Genomic DNA, 18590 nt, shown 5'->3' with positions numbered 1-18590 from the left:
GCGGCCGCCCGGGCCCCCCCCCGCCGCCCCCCGGCGGGGGCGCCGGCCCCCCGGGCCCCCCCGCGCCCCCGGCGCCGTGCGGGCTGTCAGCGCGGGAGGGCCGGCAGGACCTCGCGGCGGTAGTGGTCGAAGAAAGCCTCGTTGTCGGGGCCGATCTGGCCGACGTAGACCTCGTCGAAGCCCGCGTCGACGTAGGACCGCAGCGTCGCGACGTGCTCGTCCACGTCGTTGCCGCAGGTCACCGCCTCGGCCACCATCTCGGGCGTGACCAGTTCGCTGGCCTGCTCGAAGTGGGCCGGGGTGGGGAGGAGTTGGGCGAGCTCGCCCGGCAGCAGTTCGGTCGGCCAGAGCCGGTGCACCAGGTCGACGGCCTTGTCCCGGTCGTCGTTCCAGCAGACCTTCACGCCGCCGATCACCGGCTTGCCGGCGCCGCCGCCCGCACGGAACGCGCCGACCAGGTCGCGGTCGGGGGTCATGGTGACGAAGCCGTCCCCGATCCGGCCCGCGAGGGCGGCGGCGTTCGGCCCGAAGCCGGAGACGTAGACCGGCGGTGCCTCGGCGGGGACGGTGTAGAGGCGGGCGTTGTCGACGGTGTAGTGCCGGCCGCGGTGGGACACCTGCTCGCCGGTGAACAGCTTGCGCATCACCTCCAGGGCCTCCTCCAGCATCTCGGCCCGTTCGTCGAACGAGGGCCAACGATCCCCGTGCACGTGCTCGTTGAGCGCCTCGCCGGTACCGACACCCAGCGTGAAGCGCCCGCCCAGCAGGACGGCGGAGGTGGCGGCGGCCTGCGCCGTGACCGCCGGGTGCAGGCGGACCGTCGGACACGTCACGAGGGTGGTGACCGGCAGGTCGACGGTCTGCGAGAGGGCGCCGATCACCGACCAGACGAACGGACTGCTGCCCTGGGCGTCGTTCCACGGGTGGAAGTGGTCGGAGACGGCCAGCCGGGTGAAGCCGGCCTCGGCCGCGAGCCGGGCCTGGTCGAGCAGTTGGGCCGGGGTGAACTCCTCGCAGGAGAGGAAGTAGCCGTACTCGGTCATGGGTCTACCTGTCCTTCCGGGTAACGGTGGCGGCACGGACCGGCGATGCCCGGGCCCCGGCGCCGTGGTTCGGGGCGCCGGGGCCCGGGCATCGGGGCGGGTCAGCCGTGTCGCATGTCGTCCGGGTCCGCCGGCAGGGGCGGTGCGCCCTCACCGGTCATCCGGGCCTGGGGCCGCTCGCGCGGCGGCGCGTCGCCGAGTGCCGTGGGCCCGCCGGAGCCCTGACCACCGGAGCCCTGACCGCCGGTGCCCTGGCCGCCGGTGCCCTGACCGCCGGTGCCCTGGCCGCCGGTGCCCTCGGGGGAGAGCCGGCCGCGCCAGCCTCCGCTCTCGCGGCCCTGCTCCTCGATGAAGCCCTTGAACCGCTTCAGATCGCCCTTGACCTGCCGGTCCAGGACACCGAGCAGGTCACCGGCCTTCTCGGCCATGCCCGTCGGGTGGAAGTCCATGGCCAGGCTCACCCGGGTGTGGGAGTCGTCGAGGCGCTGGAAGGTCACGACTCCCATCTGCTGGACGTCACCGCCGACGGTGCGCCAGGAGATCCGCTCGTCGGGGAGTTGGTCGACGATCTCGGTGTCGAACTCGCGGCGCGCACCCGCGACCTTCGTCGTCCAGTGCGAGTGCCGGTCGTCGGTCTGGCGGACCTCCTCCACGCCCTCCATGAAACGCGGGAAGTCCTCGAACTGCGTCCACTGGTTGTAGGCGCTGTGCAGCGGGACGTCCACGTCGATGGACTCCTTCACCTTGCTCACAACGGTCTCCTTCCGAATCGACAGGATCGGGCATTCCGTACACCGGCGCGCCTGCCCCGATCGCGGGCGCTCAATCAGGAGGTCACCCGGGCGGTCCCGGGACCCGGCTCCGGCGTGCCGGTCACGCGGCCTGCGGGGAGCGGACGGGGCCGAGCAGGTCGGCGCGCTCCGTCTCCGACAGACCGCCCCAGACACCGTACGGCTCACGCACCTCCAGGGCGTGCCGGAGGCACTCTTCGCGGACGGGGCAGCCCCGGCATATCCGCTTCGCCTGCTCCTCCCGGTCGTCGTGTGCCTGGCCGCGTTCACCGAACGGGTGGAAGAACAACGCGGTGTCGACGGAGCGGCACGCGGCGGCGAGCTGCCAGTTCCAACGGTGGTCGAAGGCGCCGGGCAGGCGCGAGATGTTGGTCAAGGGGTTCTCACCTCGGCTGGACGTGACCGGGAAGGGTCGGGAGTACGGATGGCGAGGGGCCGGGCCGCCGGACGGCCTCGGCTGTGCGGGCGTGTGCCCGCTCCCGCCGATCCCACGCGTACCGGGGCGCCCCGGAACGGTCGCCGGTCGGCGCTCACCCGTCAGCGGTCCGCCGGCACGGCGCCGTCGGACGCCAGGCTCGCCCGCCTCCTCATGATCGCGTGGCCGGCGAGCGCCCCGCCGTAGATGGTGTAGCCCACGCCGATCAGCCAGGACTGCACCACCAGGACCGCGCCGACCGTCCCGTACGAGACCGCGTTGGAGACCAGCAGCGGGGCGAGGACCAGCCGGGAGAAGTACCGCAGCCCGGTCAGGGCGGCCATGGTGGCCAGCGCGCCGGGGAGCAGCCACAGCCAGGGGACGCGTGCGCCGAGCAGCAGGCGCTGCAGCCACCAGAACAGCAGGACGCCGCCGAGCAGGGTGGCGGCCAGGCGCAGCGCGGGCTGGGCCGCGCTGCCCTGCCAGGGGCTGCCGCTCCAGGCGGCGATGAGGATGTAGGCGGTCAGTCCGGCCAGGCCCAGGGCCTGGCGCCAGACGGCGTGCCAGGGGCCGCGTTCGAGCTGCCAGATGCGCTCGTAGACGGTCTGGACGGAGGCCATCAGGGAGATGCCGAAGACCGTCAGGGCGGCGAGGCCGAAGCCGGTGGTGGTGCTGAGGATCTGGCCGCGGGAGGCGAACAGGCCGCGGGTGGCCTGCGCGCCGCGGCCGGTCAGGCCCAGGCCGTCGGTGATCCACTGGCTGATTCCGCTGTTCCGGGTGGGCGGGGCCGCGGCGATCACGATCAGCAGCGGCACCAGCGTGACGAAGAACAGCGCGGCGAAGGCCATCGAGCGCTGCAGGAGTTCCACCGAGCGGCCCTGCTTCCAGACCTCCAGGGCGACCGAGGCGGCGCTGCGGCGCCCGGGCGCCACGGTCGCGCCCGCTGTGCCCGCCGTGCCCGGGGTCGCGTCCCGGTCCCGGTCCCGGTCCTCAGCCATGGTGGCCTCCACGCCGTCGTCCCCGTCCTCGCGCCTACCACGCGCAGGCCGTCGCAGACAGGGACGGCCGCCGCGATCAGCGGGTGGGCCCGGCCAGCCGCACGGCGGCCTCCAGCATCAGGCCGTGGACGAAGGCCTGCGGCAGGTTGCCGCGGAGCTGGCGCTGGGCGATGTCGAACTCCTCCGCGAACAGGCCGGGCGGTCCGCAGGCCGCCCGGTTGCGCTCGAACCACCGGGCCGCCTCCACCGGGTCGCCCTGCTGGTGTTCGGCGAGCGCCATGACGAAGCCGCAGAGCAGGAACGCTCCCTCGGCGTCCTCCAGCGGCCGCTCGTCGTGGCGGAACCGGTAGGCGTAGTGGTCCCGGCAGAGTTCCGCCCGTACCGCGTCGAGCGTCGCGCGGGTGCGCGGGTCGTCCGGGGCGACGGCGCCGCGGATCGCGGGGAGCAGCAGGGCGGCGTCGACGCCGGGGTCGGTGGGGGTGCGCTGCCAGCGGCCGGTCGGGTGGGTGCCGGTGGCGGCGGTCCGGGCGGTGATCTCGTCCGCGAGCCCCTCCCAGCGGCCGGCGGTGGAGCGGTCGGCGGCGCCGGCGGTGGCGGCCGCCCGCAGCCCCGCGGCGGCGGTGAGACGGCTGTGGGTCCAGTGGTCGTCGTGGAGTTCCCAGATCCCGGCGTCGGGCTCGGTGTGGCGGTGGGCGATGGCGTCGGCGGCGATCCGGGCGGCCTGGACGCCGTCGGTGTCCAGCCGGCCGTGGCGGGCGGCGGCGGCGAGGAGGAGCAGGCACTCGCCGAGGGCGTCGAGCTGGAACTGCCGGTTGACGTGGTTGCCCGCCACGTCGAAGCCGCCCGGGTAGCCCGGCAGGTCCAGGGTGCGCCGGTCCGGGATGGCGGCGCCGGTGGTGGTGTACGCGGGGGCGAGGTCGGGGCCGTGCTCGTGGAGGCGGGCCGTGGTGAAGCGGACCGAGTCGTCGAGCAGCGGGTGCGGACCGGCGGCGGCGACGGCCTGGCCGATGTAGCCCTGGTCGCGGATCCACACGTAGCGGTAGTCGTAGTTGCGCCCCTGCTCGGCGCGTTCGGGGAGGCTGGTGGTGGCGGCGGCCACGGTGCCGCCGTGGGCGCCGGTGAGGCCGCGCAGGACGGTGTAGGCGTGCCGGGCGTCGCGGGAGCCGAGCGCGTCGGGGAAGGTCGGGACCTGCTGCGCCCAGGCGGCCTCGGTGGACCGCCAGAGCCGGTCGGCGCTCGCGACCCGGCCGGGCGGCCGGTCCGAGAGCTCCAGTACGAGGTCGTGGTGCGCGCCGGCGGCCAGCTCCAGCCGGGTGCGGAGGGTGGGGCGGCCGCCGTCGTCACGGGGCCGGGCCGCCGGTGCGCCGGTCCAGCGCAGGTGCAGGTCGCCGGCCCGGCCCGTCCAGCGCCCGGTCTCGTCGCGCCGCAGGTCACGGGCGGGCTGCTCGCCGAACGCGGCGGCGGCCTGCAGGGTCACGTCCACGGTCGCCGGCCCGTCGACGGCGAGGATCCGGCGCAGCACGACGGCCCGGTGCGGGTCGCCGGGGTGGGCGAGGGCTTCACGGCACTCGACGATGCCGCCGGTGGTCACCCAGCGGCTGCGCCAGATCAGGGTGCCGCTCTCGTAGTAGCCGCCCCAGACGAAGGGGGCGGCGGGGGCGACGGAGTACCAGCCGGGGCCGCCGATCAGTGCGGAGAAGACGGCGTCGCTGTCCCAGCGCGGTGCGCACATCCAGACCAGGTCGCCCCTGGGGCCCACCAGGGCGCCGCGTTCGCCGTCGGCCAGCAGGGCGTAGTCGCGCAGCGCGTGGGGCGGGGGGCGGTCGTCGGTCACGGGCTCGGCTCTCCTTCGGCGGGGTGGCGGGTCGGTGCTCAGCCGGTGCGGTACTGCTCGGCGCGGTCGGCGCGCAGGGTGAGGCCGAGGCCCGGCGCGCCGTCCGCGCCGGGGCGCAGCACCCCGCCGCGGGGGTCGAGGGCGCCGTCGAAGAGCAGGTTCTCGATCCGGACGTGGTCGTGGAACCACTCCAGGTGGCGGAGGTTGGGAACGGCCGCGGCGGCGTGGGCGTGGACGTGCGGGGCGCAGTGGCCGGAGAGCTGGAGTCCGTGCGCCTCGGCGAGGGCCGCCGCCCGCAGCCAGACGGTGAGGCCGCCGCAGCGGGTGGCGTCGGCCTGCAGGCAGTCCACCGCCGGGATCATCCGGGCGAAGTAGGGCAGGTCGCAGCCGTACTCCCCCGCGGCGACGTCGGCGGTGAGGGCGTCGCGGACCAGGGCCAGCCCGGACAGGTCATCCGAGGAGACCGGTTCCTCGAACCAGCTCACCCCCAGTCCCGCGAGGGTGCGGCCGATCCGTACGGCCTGCTTGCGGGTGTAGGCGCCGTTGGCGTCCACGTACAGTTCGGCGGTGTCGCCGATGACCTCCCGGGCCCGCTCGACGCGGTGCAGGTCGCGCTGTTCGCGGGTGCCGCGGGACTCGCCGATCTTGATCTTGACCCGGGGGACGGCCTGCCGGTCCGCCCAGTCGCGCAGCTGGTCGGCCAGCCGCGCGTCGTCGTAGGTGGTGAAGCCGCCGCTGCCGTAGACCGGCACCTCGGTGCGGGCGGCGCCGAGCAGGCGGACCAGCGGCAGTCCGAGCAGCCGGGCCTTGACGTCCCACAAGGCGATGTCCACCGCGGAGATCGCGCCGGCGACCAGGCCGGGGCGGCCGGCGTTGCGCACCGCCCGGGTCATCGCCTCGTTGCGGGCGGGGACGTCGAGGACGGACTGCCCGGTGACCACCCCGGCCAGTTCGTCCCTGATCACGTCGGCGGTGGCGGCGGCGCCGTACGTCCAGCCGGTGCCGGTGGTGCCCGCGGCGCGCGCGTGCACGAGGACCATGGTGGTGGACGACCAGGCGAGGGTGCCGTCGCCCTCGGGCGCGTCGGTGGGCACGGTCAGCACCTGGACGTCGATCCGCTCCAGCGGCGGTCCGTCGGTGCCGTTCATCGGGCGCTCCTCCCGGCGGGTGCGCGCAGCCCGGACCGGGCTCCGGCGGCCAGCCGCCCGGCGGCGCGGTCGACGAGGGCCATGATGGTCAGCGCCGGGTTGGCGGAGCCCTGGGTGGGCAGCACGCTGCCGTCGGTGATCAGCAGGTTGGGGATCGCGAAGCTCCGCAGGTCGGCGTCGACGACGCCGTGTTCGGCGTCCTGGGCCATCCGGCAGCCGCCGACCAGGTGGGCGTAGCGCTCGATGGTGATGACCTCGGTGGCGCCGGCCGCCCGCAGGATCTCCTCCATGGTCGACCGGGCGGCCTTGATCACCGCCCGGTCGTTGTCGCACTGGGTGTAGGAGAGGTCGGCCACCGGCAGGCCGTGGCGGTCCTTCTCGGTGGCGAGGGTGACGCGGTTGTCGGGCTGCGGGAGGAGTTCGCACAGGGCGCCGAGGGTGGCCCAGTGGATGTAGTCCTGGAGGTAGCGGCGCAGGTCGTGCCCCCAGTGGCCCTGGGCCGCCACGTGCTCGGCCCAGGTGATCGGCAGCGGGGAGACGGTCTGGACGGCGAAGCCCCGCTTGTAGGGACGGCCGGGGTCGGTCTCGTAGAAGGCCTCGGAGGAGACCTCCGGCGGGGGTGCCTTGTACGCGCGGATCTCCTCGGCGAAGCGCCCGGCGGTCTGCGGGGCGCCCTGCACCATGACGTAGCGGCCGACCAGGTCGTGGTCGTTGCAGAGCCCCTCGGGGAAGCGCCGGTTCGCGGAGTTGAGCAGCAGCCGCGGGGTCTCGATCGCGTGCCCGGCGACGGCCACCGTCCGGGCGCGCTGCAGGTGTTCGCGCCCCCGGCGCAGATAGCGGACCCCGGTGGCGCGGCTGCCGTCGGCGTCGGTCTCGATCGCGGTGACCATGGCGTCGGTGCGGATCTCGGCGCCGTGCGCGAGGGCGTCGGGGACGTGGGTGACGAAGGTGGAACCCTTGGCGTTGACCTTGCAGCCCTGGAGGCAGAAGCCCCGGTAGACGCAGTGCGGGCGGTTGCCGAACCGGCCGTTGGTGATGGCGACCGGGCCCACCCGGGCCTCGATCCCGGCGGCGGCCGCGCCGCGCAGGAAGATCTCGCCGTTGCCGCCCGCCGGGTGCGGGGCGTGGGGGTAGGCGTGCGGGTCGCCCCACGGCCAGTACTGCCCGGCGACGGGGAGTTCCTGCTCGATCCGCTCGTAGGACGGGCGCAGGTCCTCGTAGCGGATCGGCCAGTCGGCGCCGACGCCGTCGTCGGTGAGCGTGGAGAAGTCGCTGGGGTGCAGGCGGGGCACGAATCCGGCGAAGTGCACGGTCGAACCGCCGACGCCGCGACCGGAGTTGTTGGAGCCCATGGGGACCGGGTCCTGCCCGGAGATCACCCGCGGCTCCGTCCAGTAGAGGTGGTGGGAGCCGGCCTCGTCGCTGACCCACTCGGTGTCCGGATCCCAGAACGGCCCGGCCTCCAGGCAGACCACGGACCACCCCGCGTGCGCCATCCGCTGGGCGAGGGTGGCGCCGCCGGCCCCGCAGCCGACGATGACCAGGTCCACCTCGTCCGTGTCGTCGAAGCGGCGCATGTTCTCGATCAGCGCGTGGTCGAACCGGCTTCCGTCGTCCGGCAGCAGCCAGGCGGAGGCGTTGCGGTCCCGGATCCCCTGCTGCGATCCGGCCGTGAGGGCCAGCGTGGACCGTACCGCTTCCAGACGTCGGCTCACGTCCTGTCCTTTCGGTCGGCGGGGCTGTCGTCGGCGGAGTCGTGGCCGTGGGGGCCGTGATCGGCGGGGCCGTCGTCGGCGCCGTCTCCCCCGGGATCGGGTCCGGCCGGGTCGGCGGGGTCCGCGTCAGGGTGCTCCCAGCGTTCGCGCGCCCCCACGCCGAGGCGGGCGTAGCCGCGCGGGTAGGCCGGCCCGCCGAAGCCGATCTCGTTCCACGACCACGGGTGGGCGTAGAAGGCGGTGCAGGCGTACCTGGTCCACAGGCTCCACACGTGGGCCGCGGGCATGCCGTGCCAGGGCTTGCCGCGCAGGTCCTGGACGGCCTGGACGAGGGCGCGCTGCCGGTCGGGGTCGAGCGCCGCGAACGGCGCGCCGTACCGGTCGGCGGCGTCCTCGTCGAGGGCCCGCAGCGAGGCCCGCCAGGCCTCCCCGTCCTCGGGCATGTCCCGGTACCGCCAGCCGTCCGTCCGGGCCTCGGCGAGGCGGGCGTCGATCATCTGGAGGACCGGCACCTTCGGGCGCTCCGGCGGGCCGTCCTGGGCGAGCAGCCGGTCCAGCAGGGCGCCCGCGCAGGCCTCCTCCACCGGGGTGAAGTACCTCAGGTCGGGCTGGAGTTGGAGGCGCTGGTGGACGGTGGCGGCGGTCGCCGGGTCCCAGGCGTCGGACTGGTCCAGGACATCGAAGCCGGGGAAGCGCCGACCCGCCTCGCCGGAGGGGACGGGCCGGCGGGCGGGCCGGCGGCGCGCGGGCACGGTCACCGCTCCCGGCGCAGGACGGCGGCGAGCAGGCCCATCCCCCCGACCATCGTCACCAGGAGCGGTGCGAACAGCGGCGGGCCCATCTCGACGTTGTAGCGGGCCATCGCCCAGCCCCCGGGTTTGCGGGCGACGCCCCGCGCGTGCAGGTAGGTGCCCTGGAGGCCGTTGGCCACCACGGCCGCCGACATCACGGGCAGCACGGTGTGCGCGGCGCGCTCGCTGGCGAATCCCGCCACCCCCGCCGCGGCGGCCAGCGGCCCCAGCACGACCGGCCACCACATCACGCGGTTGCCGAAGCTCGCGCGGTCGTGCTCCAGGTAGATCTCGGCGGCCGTCACCAGGGCGCCGCCCGACATCAGCAGCGACAGGGACCGCTCGAAGCGGCCGTGGCGTACGTCGTGCACCGCGCGGGGCACGCGCCCGGGCAGGTGCCGTGCGGCCGGGGCCCTGGTCATCGCGCTCACTCCTTGCCGCTGCCGGGCAGGAACTCCTGGATCTTCGCCTTGAGGCCCTGCTTGACCATGGACCCGCGGTCGCTGTCGCCCTTGAGGACCGCCGAGGCGGCGGCGGTGATCTGGTCGAGCGAGGCATGCGGCGGGATCGGCGGCACGGCCGGGTCGGTGCGGAAGTCGATGACGTACGGCCGCTCCGAGGCGAGCGCCTGGCGCCACACCGGCTCGACGTCCTCGGGCTTCTCCACCCGGGTGCCGTAGAGGCCCAGCTGGACGGCGAAGTCGGCGTACCGCACGTCCGGCAGGTGCTGGGAGGGCTCGAACTGCGGGGCACCCTGCATGGCCCGCATCTCCCAGGTGACCTGGTTGAGGTCCTGGTTGTTGAGGACGGCGACGATCAGCCGCGGGTCCGACCACTGCTGGTAGTACTTCGCGACGGTGATCAGTTCGGCGAGGCCGTTCATCTGCATCGCGCCGTCCCCGACGATGGCGATGGCGGGGCGGTCCGGGTGGGCGAACTTCGCCCCGATCAGGTACGGGACCCCGGGGCCCATGGTGGCGAGGGTGCCCGACAGGGAGCCGCGCATCGTCCCGCGCATCCGCAGGTGGCGGGCGTACCAGTTGGCGGCGGACCCGGAGTCCGCGGCGATCATGGCGTTCTCCGGCAGCAGGGCGTCGAGGGCGTGCACCACGTGCTCGGGGTTGAGCGGGTCGGCGGAGACGGCGGCGCGCCGCTCCATGACCTCCCACCAGCGGGCGGTGTTCTCCTCGACCGTCTCCCGCCAGGACCGGTCCGTCTTCTGGTCCAGCAGGGGGATGAGGCGCTTGAGGGTCTCCGTCGCGTCGCCCACCACGTTCAGCTCGAACGGGTAGCGCAGGCCCACCATCGACGGGTCGACGTCGATCTGCACGGCCCTGGCCTTGCCGAACTCGGGGAGGAACTGGGTGTACGGGAAGCTGGAGCCGATCACCAGCAGGGTGTCGCAGTCGCGCATCAGCTCGTAGGACGGCCGCGTCCCCAGCAGGCCGATCGAGCCGGTCACGTAGGGCAGCGTGTCCGGCAGCACGTCCTTGCCGAGCAGCGCCTTCGCCACCCCGGCGCCGAGGATCCCGGCGACCTGCTCGACCTCGGCGCGCGCCCGCCGCGCGCCCTGGCCGACCAGGACGGCCACCTTCTCGCCGGCGTTGAGGATCTCGGCGCAGCGGGCGAGGTCCGCGTCCGACGGCACCGGCGCGTACCGGCCGACGCCGAGACTGGAGGGCACCATCTTGAAGGCGTGGGCCGGCGGCTGGTAGTCGAGCTCCTGGACGTCGGCCGGGACGATCACGGCGGTGACGGTGCGGCTGGTGGCGGCGACGCGCATCGCCCGGTCCAGCACGTTGGGCAGCTGTTCGGGGACGGTGACCATCTCGCAGTAGGCGGAGGCGACGTCCTTGTAGAGCGAGAGGAGGTCGACCTCCTGCTGGTAGGAGCCGCCCATCGCGCTGCGGTCGGTCTGGCCCACGATCGCGACGACCGGGACGTGGTCGAGCTTGGCGTCGTAGAGGCCGTTCAGCAGGTGGATCGCGCCCGGGCCGGAGGTCGCGGCGCACACCCCCGTCCGGCCGGAGAACTTGGCGTAGCCGACGGCCTCGAAGGCGGCCATCTCCTCGTGCCGCGCCTGCACGAACTGCGGCTTGTCGTCGGCCCTGCCCCAGGCGGCGAGCAGGCCGTTGATGCCGTCACCGGGATAGGCGAAGACGTGCTCGACGTCCCACTGCCGCAAACGTTCGAGGATGTAGTCCGAGACCTTCATCTGTTGGGCTCCGTTCGCAGCTCGACTCGCCGGCGGGGGACCGGGAGAAACTCCCCGCGCTCTCGTCTGACCCGTCGGGGCCGGCCGAAACCCGGCCGGTGGAGGCCGGTGCCCGGACACCGTCGGTCCGGGCCCGTGAGCGCCGCCCGGCGGGTTTCCGCCGCCCGCCCGGGCCGGGCCGCCGCTCCCGGTGGCGCCCCTGCTTGGCCGTCGCCAGACTGGGCAGACGGGTGCGGCGCCGGTCCCGCCGAGGGCACACCGGCCGCCGATACCCGTTCGCCGCGCTGCGCCGCCCCGTCGGCGCCCGGCCCAGACCGCCGCAGGGGACCCGCCGATGACCGCAGACCACGACCGACCGGCCCGGGGGCGTGACGAGACTCCGGAAGAGCGTGCCGACCGCCTGTGGAACGAGATGCTGCAGGAGGTGCGGGTCTGCCAGACGGGCGCCCAGATCCTCTTCGGCTTCCTTCTCGCCACCGCCTTCACCCCCCGCTTCGCGACACTGCCGGACTTCGACAAGCACCTCTACGTGGCCACCGTCCTGCTCGGCGCCTTCGCCACCGGCACGCTCATCGCCCCCGTGGCGTTCCACCGCTTCATGTCCGGCCACGGCATGAAGCCCGAGCTCATCCACGTCGCCGCGCGGCTCATCGGCCTCGGTCTGGTGCTGCTCGCCCTCACCATCTCGGCCGCGCTGCTGCTGCTCCTGCGCACCGCCACCGACAGCTCACCGGCGGCCTGGGTGCTCAGCGGCGCGGCGCTGGCGTGGTTCTGCGTCTGCTGGCTCGTCCTCCCCCGTTGGGTGCTGCGCCGTCACGCCCACCGGAGGGACCGGGACCGCTGAGCCCCCGCCGGGCCGGGGCCCGGACGCGCGCCGCCCGGTTTGCACTCCCGTCCATCGGGCAGCCGCACCGCCGACCCAGGCCGGGCGCCCGGAGAGCGGCGGCCCGGCCCCTTCCAGGACGGAGAGCGTGCCATGACGATCAACCCCGGACCTCCCGAGCACCGCCCTGACGCGCCCCTCGTCACCGGGACCCCGAATCCGGGGCCGCCGGTGGAGCACGGGCGCGATGCCAAGGACGCCGCGCTGGACGCCGCCCGGGCTCCTGACCCGAACGGAGCGCTGACCACCGACCAGGGCGTGCGGGTCGACGACACCGACAACTCGCTGACGGTCGGCGATCGCGGGCCCACCCTGCTGGAGGACTTCCAGCTGCGGGAGAAGCTCACCCACTTCGACCACGAGCGGATCCCCGAGCGGGTGGTGCACGCCCGCGGGGCGGGCGCCTACGGATTCTTCGAACCCTACGCCTCGCTCGCCGAGTTCACCTGCGCCGACTTCCTCCAGGAGGCCGGTCGGCGCACTCCGGTCTTCGTCCGGTTCTCGACCGTCCAGGGCCCGCGCGGCTCCGCCGACACCGTGCGCGACGTCCGCGGCTTCGCCACCAAGTTCTACACCCGCCACGGCAACTACGACCTGGTCGGCAACAACATGCCGGTGTTCTTCATCCAGGACGCCGCCAAGTTCCCCGACTTCGTGCACGCCGTGAAGCCGGAGGCCCCGAACGAGATCCCCACCGGCGCCTCCGCTCACGACACCTTCTGGGACTTCTGTTCGCTCCAGCCCGAGTCCACCCACATGCTCATGTGGGCGATGTCCGACCGGGCCATCCCCCGCAGCTACCGGATGATGCAGGGCTTCGGCGTCCACACCTTCCGCCTGGTGAACGCCGACGGTCGCGGGACCTTCGTGAAGTTCCACTGGCGGCCGCTGCTCGGAACGCACTCCCAGGTCTGGGACGAGGCCCAGCTCACCGCCGGACGCGACCCGGACTTCCACCGCCGCGACCTGTGGGAGGCGATCGCGGACGGCGACTTCCCGGAGTACGAGCTCGGCGTCCAACTGATACCGGAGCAGGACGAGTTCGCGTTCCCCTTCGATCTGCTCGATCCGACGAAGCTGGTGCCGGAGGAGCTCGTGCCGGTCCGGCCGGTCGGGCGGATGGTCCTGAACCGCAATCCGGAGAACTTCTTCGCCGAGACCGAGCAGGTCGCCTTCCACACCGCCAACATCGTCCCCGGTATCGACTTCACCAACGACCCGCTGCTCCAGGGCCGCAACTTCTCCTACCTCGACACCCAGCTCATCCGCCTGGGCGGCCCCAACTTCTCGCAGCTGCCGGTCAACCGGCCGCTGGCCGACGTCCGGGTCAACCACCGCGACGGCCACGGCCAGCAGACCATCCACCCGGGTCACGGCTACTCGCCCAACTCCGTGGGAGGCGGCTGCCCGTTCACCATGGGCGGCGGCCGGCTGCCGGAGGGGGTCTTCCAGCACTACCAGGAGCGGGTCGACGGCCGGACGATCCGGCGGCGCAGCCCCAGCTTCGCCGACCACTACAGCCAGGCCACCCTGTTCTGGCGCAGCATGACCGGCTGGGAGCAGGAACACATCACCGCCGCCTTCGCGTTCGAGCTGGGCAAGGTGGTCGACGAGGAGGTGCGGCGGCGCACCGTCGGCAACCTCGTGCACGTCGACCCCGTCCTGGCCGCGGAGGTCGCCCGGCGGATCGGCGTGCCCGAGCCGGAGCCGGCGGAGCTGGACGCCCCGGCGCAGGAGGACGCCGGCGCGGCCGGGCCGCTGGTCTCCCCCGCGCTGAGCCTGGAGCACCTGCGCGGCTCCGGCATCCGCACCCGCAAGGTCGCCGTGCTGGTCGGCCCCGGCGCGGACGCCGACCAGGTGCGGGCCGCGCACGAGCACCTGGGAGCCCGCGGCGCCACGGTGGAGACCCTCGCCGCACACGGCGGCGAACTGCCCGCACGGGACGGCGGCCGCCTCGTGGTGGACCGCCCGCTGCCCACCACCGCGTCCGTCCTCTACGACGCCGTGGTGGTACCGGACGGCACCGGCGTCTTCTACGACGCCGTGATCGTGCCGGGCGGCACCGGCCCCGACCTCACCGCCGATCCGGACGCCGTACGGTTCGTCACCGAGGCGCTGCGGCACGGCAAGCCGGTGGCGGTCCTCGGATCGGGCGCCGGGCTCGTCCGCGCGGCCGGGGCCGGCGATCCGACCGACCTGGCCGGGGTCGCCGTCCGCGGCCCCGGGGAGCGGGCCGACGAGGACTTCTGGGACGGCTTCGCCCGCCTGCTGGAGCGGCACCGCTTCCCGGAGCGCTGACCGCCCGGTCACGACACGCCGTTGGCGGTCCCGTCGAGGGGCCGCCAACGGCGTTTCGGGGCCCGGGGGTTCCGGCCGGCTCCCGGCGGACGCGAGTCGGCCCGTGTGATCGCCGGAGAGCCGGGCAGACGCGGGGGCGTCCCGTTCCGGCGTAGGAGGAGAGTGTCATGGCCGACTCGGTGAAGGCGTCCGCGAAGAGGTCGCAACAGCCACCGCGGACCGGGGACTCCCCCGGTGGCGAGGTCATCGAGACGGACGTGCCGGCCAGACTCGACCGGCTGCCGTGGTCCCGCTGGCACTGGCGGATCGTGATCGGCCTGGGGACCGTCTGGATCCTCGACGGTCTGGAGGTCACGATCGTCGGCAACATGGCGGCCCGGCTCGCCGAGCAGGGCAGCGGCGTCAGCATCTCGACGACCCAGGTGACCACCGTCGCGGCCGCCGTGTACGTGGCGGGTGCGTGCAGCGGCGCCCTGTTCTTCGGCTGGCTGACGGACCGGCTGGGGCGCAAGAAGCTCTTCATGCTCACCCTGGCCGTCTACCTGGTGGCCACCGCCGTCACGGCGTTCTCCTGGAGCGCCTGGTTCTTCTTCCTCTGCCGCTTCTTCACCGGCTTCGGCATCGGCGGCGAGTACGCGGCGATCAACTCCGCGATCGACGAGCTGATCCCGGCCCGGGTGCGCGGCCGGATCGACCTGATCATCAACGGCAGCTTCTGGATCGGCGCGGCGCTCGGCGCCTTCGCCTCGATCGCGCTGTTGAACACCGCGCTGTTCGCCACCGACGTCGGGTGGCGGCTCGCCTTCGCCATCGGCGTGGTGCTGGGCCTGGTGATCCTGCTGGTGCGCCGGCACGTCCCGGAGAGCCCGCGCTGGCTGTTCACCCACGGGCGCGCCGCGGAGGCGGAGGAGGTGGTGGCCGAGGCCGAACGGATCGTGGAGGAGGAGACCGGCCGCGCCCTGCCGCCGGTCGAGGGGGACCCGATCCGCATCCGCGAGCGCGGACCGCTCGGCTTCATCACGATCGCCCGTACGGTGGTGGGCAGTTACCCGCGCCGCACGGTACTGGGCCTCGCGCTCTTCATCGGCCAGGCCTTCCTCTACAACTCGGTGACGTTCGGCTACGCGGTCATCCTCACCAAGTACTTCGAGGTGCCGGAGGGCGACACCGGCTACTACTTCGCGGTGATCGCGGTCGGCAACTTCCTGGGCCCGCTCCTGCTCGGCCACTTCTTCGACTCGGTCGGCCGCAAACCGATGATCGCCGGCACCTACATCGGCTCCGGCCTGCTGCTGTTCGGCACCGCCGCCCTCTTCCAACAGGGCTCGCTGTCCGCGGTCAGCATGACGGCCTGCTGGACGGCGGTGCTCTTCCTGGCCTCCGCCGGGGCGAGTTCGGCCTACCTGACCGTCAGCGAGATCTTCCCGCTGGAGACCCGGGCGATGTGCATCGCCTTCTTCTACGCCGTCGGCACGGCGGTGGGCGGCATCAGCGGGCCGCTGCTGTTCAACGGGCTGGTGAGCAGCGGCAAGGTGTCCGACACGACCCTCGCGTTCTGCGTCGGCGCCGCCCTGATGACCGCCGCCGGGCTGGTCGAGGCCGCGATCGGGGTCCGGGCCGAACGGCGCAGCCTGGAGTCGCTGGCCGCGCCGCTCAGCACCGTCGGCGCGGCGAAGAGCACCTAGGGGCGGTTGCGAGGTCGCGGACCCGGCGGGACTTCGCCAACGCCCTCTGCGCCCGGGCGGGCCGTCAGATCACGGCCGGCGCGGCCGTCTTGGCCGCCGTGGCCGATCCGCCGGGCGACACCGGGCGCTCGGCTCGGCGAACGCCCGGTCGAGGATCGTGCTCCGGCCCCCACTCCCCTCGTGGTGGGGGCCGGAGCGGGCCTCAGTCGCGCCGACGAGAGAGAGCATGCCAATGGGGACGGCCGGACGGCCATGCATTAGCCTCTGAGCCTAATAGTCAACAACGCGGCAGGTCAGGATGGCTGCGGGGAGCCGGAGGAAGGTTCGTGATCGCACTGAGGTTCGGGGTCGCGGACCTCGCGAGGACCCGGTTCGTCATATCCCCGCTCGACCATCTGCTGGCCGGTTCGGCCCGGTTGGGCGTTCACCAGGGCAACGGGTCGCGCAGCGAACGCTGGTGGCGGGACGCCCGCCGCCACGTGCCCCACCGGGCCGTGCGCTTCCTCGAAGTGGTCAACGCGAGCCCGATCGGCATCCCCGACTTCATGGTGGCGGACCTCGACGCCGTCCGCCGCCAGCTGACCGACGAGCTCGACGTGCTCCTCTCCGTCCCGCAGCAGACCGTGGAGGAGGGTGTCGCGATCTTCGGCAACCGCCTGGGACTCCCGGCCGCCCTGGCCCGGTTGCGCGACGACGGCAGCCGGGGCCTGCGCGAGGTCAGCGACGGCGCCTGGGCGCTGTTCCAGGCCTGCCTCGCCCCGGACTGGCCCGACATCCGCCGCGCCCTGGAGGCCGACATCGCCGCCCGGGCCCGCACCGCCGCCCGCTCCGGGATCGGCGAAATGCTCGGCACGCTCCACCCGAAGGCCGTCTGGCGGGACGAAGGGGTGCTGGAGTGCACCCTCGGCGAGCTGGAGGGTTCCTTCGAGCTCGGCGGCCGGGGCCTGGAACTGCGGCCCAACTATTTCGTCCAGCGGAGCATCAGCCTGCTGGCCGAGCCGGACCGCCAGAGCCTGCTGCTGCACCCGATCGCCCTTCCGGCCGCCGAGCCCGCGGCCCGGACCCCGGCCGCCGACGGCCTCGCCGCCGTGCTCGGCCCCGCCCGGGCCCGCGTCCTGCGCGCCATCGCCGGCAGCGCCTGCTCCACCACCGAGCTCGCCCAGCGGCTCGGCGTCACCCCGCCCTCCGCCTCCGCCCATGCCACCGCCCTGCGCGCGGCCGGCCTGATCGCCACCCAGCGCGAGGGCAAGCAGGTCCGCCACGCCCTCACCGACGTCGGCCACGACCTCCTCCTCGACAACCCGCCGCCCCCGCCGCAGGCCTGAGCACCGGTCGGTGTCCGCACCAGGTCCCGACTGGAACCTCCGCGACGCATCCACGCGGCGGTCCCCGCACCCGCCTGCCGCGTGATCGCCTACCGGGGGTCCGGGCCCGGAGCGCCCGGCGCTGCCACGACACAGCCGTCCCCGCCCGGGTCAGCCGCCGCGGACGCGCTGGCCGAGCGGGGAGGGCACTTCGAGCCAGACCAGCTTCCCGCGGCCCGCGGGCAGCGAGCCCCAGGCCCTCGCGAGCCGGGCCACGATGCGCAGGCCGTGCCCCCCGGGCCGCCCCGGGACGATGGCCGGCCGGACCCGCGGCGGCACCGGGCTGGCGTCCACGACCTCGACCCGTAGCCGCTCGCCGTTCCAGCTCAGCCGCAGCTCCCGGGGGCCGCCCGGGGCGTGCAGACAGGCGTTGGTGACGAGTTCCGAGACCATCAGCAGGACGTCCTCGGTCACCGCACGCTGCTCCTCGTCGTCGGCGGGCAGCCAGTGCCACTCCTCCAGGATCCGGCGGCTGAACTCGCGGCAGCGCCGCACCGCGCCCTCGCCGCCGTCGAGCAGGAGACGCTCGGAGTACTCGGGTGCGGGCCCCCGGCCGGGGGGTATCGGAACGCCGGGCCGGTCGGGAACGGGGCCACTCGGGGAGCGGTTCATCCCGGCCTCCCCGGGGAGTCGCGGAGGCCCGGGGAGTCGCGGAGGCCCGGGGCGGGCGGCCCGGCGACGATCCGCCCGGTGCCGTCGGCCGTCGTGCGGCCGGCGTCGTCCACCCGGCCGGGACCGAGGACGGCGTGCCGGAACCGCTCCCCCGCCCCTCGGGTGGGCTGCTCGGCTGGCCTCCGCATGGCTGGCTCCCGGTCGGGTCCGGACGGCGGCGGGCCGTCCCGCACATCATGGCGCGTGGCACGGGCGAGCGCGCGGACGCCGGTCGGCGACCGATCGTCGGGAACCGGCCGAACCGACGCCCCGGGGGCGGCGGGCACCCTTCTCACCCGCGCCTCCGGCATGGTTCGCGCCTGCCCGGCTCCGGCCCGGTCACACCTGCCGGGCGTTGCGACGCTCCCCGCCCGCGACGAATCCGGCACCACCGGGCCCGCGACGGACCCTTCGGCACCGGGTTCCGCGACGAACCCGGCATCACCGGGTGTGGAACCGGGCGAACCGGGCAGACGCCGGTCGGGGCGAGCGACGCCCGAGTCCACGAGAGAGCCGGACTCCACGAGAGGGAGTGAGCGACACGATGGGTGCCGACGACAAGCTGCGCAACGCCGGTGAGAAGGTCGAGGGCAAGATCAAGGAGGCCGCCGGCAAGGCGACCGGTGACCGCACCATCGAGGCGAAGGGCCGGGGCGAGCAGGCCAAGAGCGACCTGAAGCAGGCCGTGGAGAAGGTCAAGGACGCCGGGAAGAACTGACCCGGACCCACCCGGCCCGGCGACCGCCCCTGGCGGTCGCC

15 protein-coding genes and 1 pseudogene are annotated in these 18590 nt (G+C 74.2%); 5 read left to right on the top strand and 11 right to left on the bottom strand.

The window, feature by feature from the left end; all coding sequences use genetic code 11:
• Positions 1-86: 86 nt before the first annotated feature.
• From ABZ497_RS34650 to ABZ497_RS34605, 10 genes and pseudogenes are all read right to left on the bottom strand, one after another.
• Positions 87-1043: a TIGR03557 family F420-dependent LLM class oxidoreductase gene (locus tag ABZ497_RS34650; RefSeq protein WP_352295459.1), complete on the bottom strand. Its 957-nt coding sequence runs from the start codon at positions 1041-1043 to the stop codon at positions 87-89.
• 299 nt (positions 1044-1342) lie between these two features.
• A pseudogene (locus tag ABZ497_RS34645) lies at positions 1343-1795 on the bottom strand (SRPBCC family protein); the annotation flags it as partial.
• A 121-nt stretch (positions 1796-1916) separates the two neighbouring features.
• Complete coding sequence (locus tag ABZ497_RS34640; RefSeq protein WP_329485639.1) at positions 1917-2210, bottom strand: WhiB family transcriptional regulator; 294 nt, start codon at positions 2208-2210, stop codon at positions 1917-1919.
• Between the two features lie 161 nt (positions 2211-2371).
• Positions 2372-3247 (bottom strand): ribonuclease BN, encoded by an 876-nt coding sequence (locus ABZ497_RS34635; RefSeq protein ID WP_359811576.1) that lies wholly within the window; start codon positions 3245-3247, stop codon positions 2372-2374.
• Positions 3248-3323: 76 nt separating this feature from the next.
• Positions 3324-5081, bottom strand: a complete 1758-nt coding sequence (locus ABZ497_RS34630) for a glycoside hydrolase family 15 protein (RefSeq protein WP_359811574.1) — start codon at positions 5079-5081, stop codon at positions 3324-3326.
• A gap of 38 nt (positions 5082-5119) precedes the next feature.
• Positions 5120-6229, bottom strand: coding sequence for an enolase C-terminal domain-like protein (locus tag ABZ497_RS34625; protein ID WP_359811571.1), 1110 nt, complete (start codon positions 6227-6229; stop codon positions 5120-5122).
• Complete coding sequence (locus ABZ497_RS34620; protein ID WP_359811569.1) at positions 6226-7944, bottom strand: GMC family oxidoreductase; 1719 nt, start codon at positions 7942-7944, stop codon at positions 6226-6228. The genes ABZ497_RS34625 and ABZ497_RS34620 overlap by 4 nt, the downstream gene beginning before the upstream one ends.
• The gene (locus ABZ497_RS34615; RefSeq protein ID WP_359811566.1) at positions 7941-8696 is read right to left on the bottom strand and encodes a gluconate 2-dehydrogenase subunit 3 family protein; all 756 of its coding nucleotides are present in this window, start codon (positions 8694-8696) and stop codon (positions 7941-7943) included. Before ABZ497_RS34615 ends, ABZ497_RS34620 begins: the two co-directional genes overlap by 4 nt.
• A gap of 2 nt (positions 8697-8698) precedes the next feature.
• A complete protein-coding gene (locus ABZ497_RS34610) occupies positions 8699-9157 on the bottom strand; it encodes a hypothetical protein (RefSeq protein ID WP_359811564.1) in 459 nt (152 codons plus the stop codon).
• 5 nt (positions 9158-9162) lie between these two features.
• A complete protein-coding gene (locus ABZ497_RS34605; protein WP_359811562.1) occupies positions 9163-10950 on the bottom strand; it encodes a thiamine pyrophosphate-requiring protein in 1788 nt (595 codons plus the stop codon).
• A 334-nt stretch (positions 10951-11284) separates the two neighbouring features.
• On the opposite strand from ABZ497_RS34605, the gene ABZ497_RS34600 reads away from it, so the two are divergent.
• The 4 genes from ABZ497_RS34600 to ABZ497_RS34585 all read left to right on the top strand — a co-directional run bounded on the left by ABZ497_RS34600 (position 11285) and on the right by ABZ497_RS34585 (position 17141).
• Positions 11285-11794, top strand: coding sequence for a DUF6328 family protein (locus ABZ497_RS34600; protein ID WP_359811560.1), 510 nt, complete (start codon positions 11285-11287; stop codon positions 11792-11794).
• A 132-nt stretch (positions 11795-11926) separates the two neighbouring features.
• Positions 11927-14131: a catalase gene (locus ABZ497_RS34595; RefSeq protein ID WP_359811557.1), complete on the top strand. Its 2205-nt coding sequence runs from the start codon at positions 11927-11929 to the stop codon at positions 14129-14131.
• A 167-nt stretch (positions 14132-14298) separates the two neighbouring features.
• Positions 14299-15816, top strand: a complete 1518-nt coding sequence (locus ABZ497_RS34590) for an MFS transporter (protein ID WP_359811554.1) — start codon at positions 14299-14301, stop codon at positions 15814-15816.
• Positions 15817-16142: 326 nt separating this feature from the next.
• Positions 16143-17141, top strand: a complete 999-nt coding sequence (locus tag ABZ497_RS34585) for a winged helix-turn-helix domain-containing protein (protein WP_359811551.1) — start codon at positions 16143-16145, stop codon at positions 17139-17141.
• A gap of 150 nt (positions 17142-17291) precedes the next feature.
• Here the strand turns inward: ABZ497_RS34585 and ABZ497_RS34580 are convergent, their stop codons facing one another.
• Complete coding sequence (locus ABZ497_RS34580) at positions 17292-17792, bottom strand: ATP-binding protein (protein WP_359811549.1); 501 nt, start codon at positions 17790-17792, stop codon at positions 17292-17294.
• 571 nt (positions 17793-18363) lie between these two features.
• Between ABZ497_RS34580 and ABZ497_RS34575 the strand changes: the two genes are divergently transcribed.
• Positions 18364-18549 (top strand): CsbD family protein, encoded by a 186-nt coding sequence (locus ABZ497_RS34575; RefSeq protein ID WP_359811546.1) that lies wholly within the window; start codon positions 18364-18366, stop codon positions 18547-18549.
• The last annotated feature ends 41 nt before the right edge of the window (positions 18550-18590 follow it).

This window comes from Kitasatospora sp. NPDC005751, assembly GCF_040630835.1.
GTDB lineage: Bacteria > Actinomycetota > Actinomycetes > Streptomycetales > Streptomycetaceae > Kitasatospora.
This window is presented reverse-complemented; position numbering and strand designations above follow the sequence as displayed.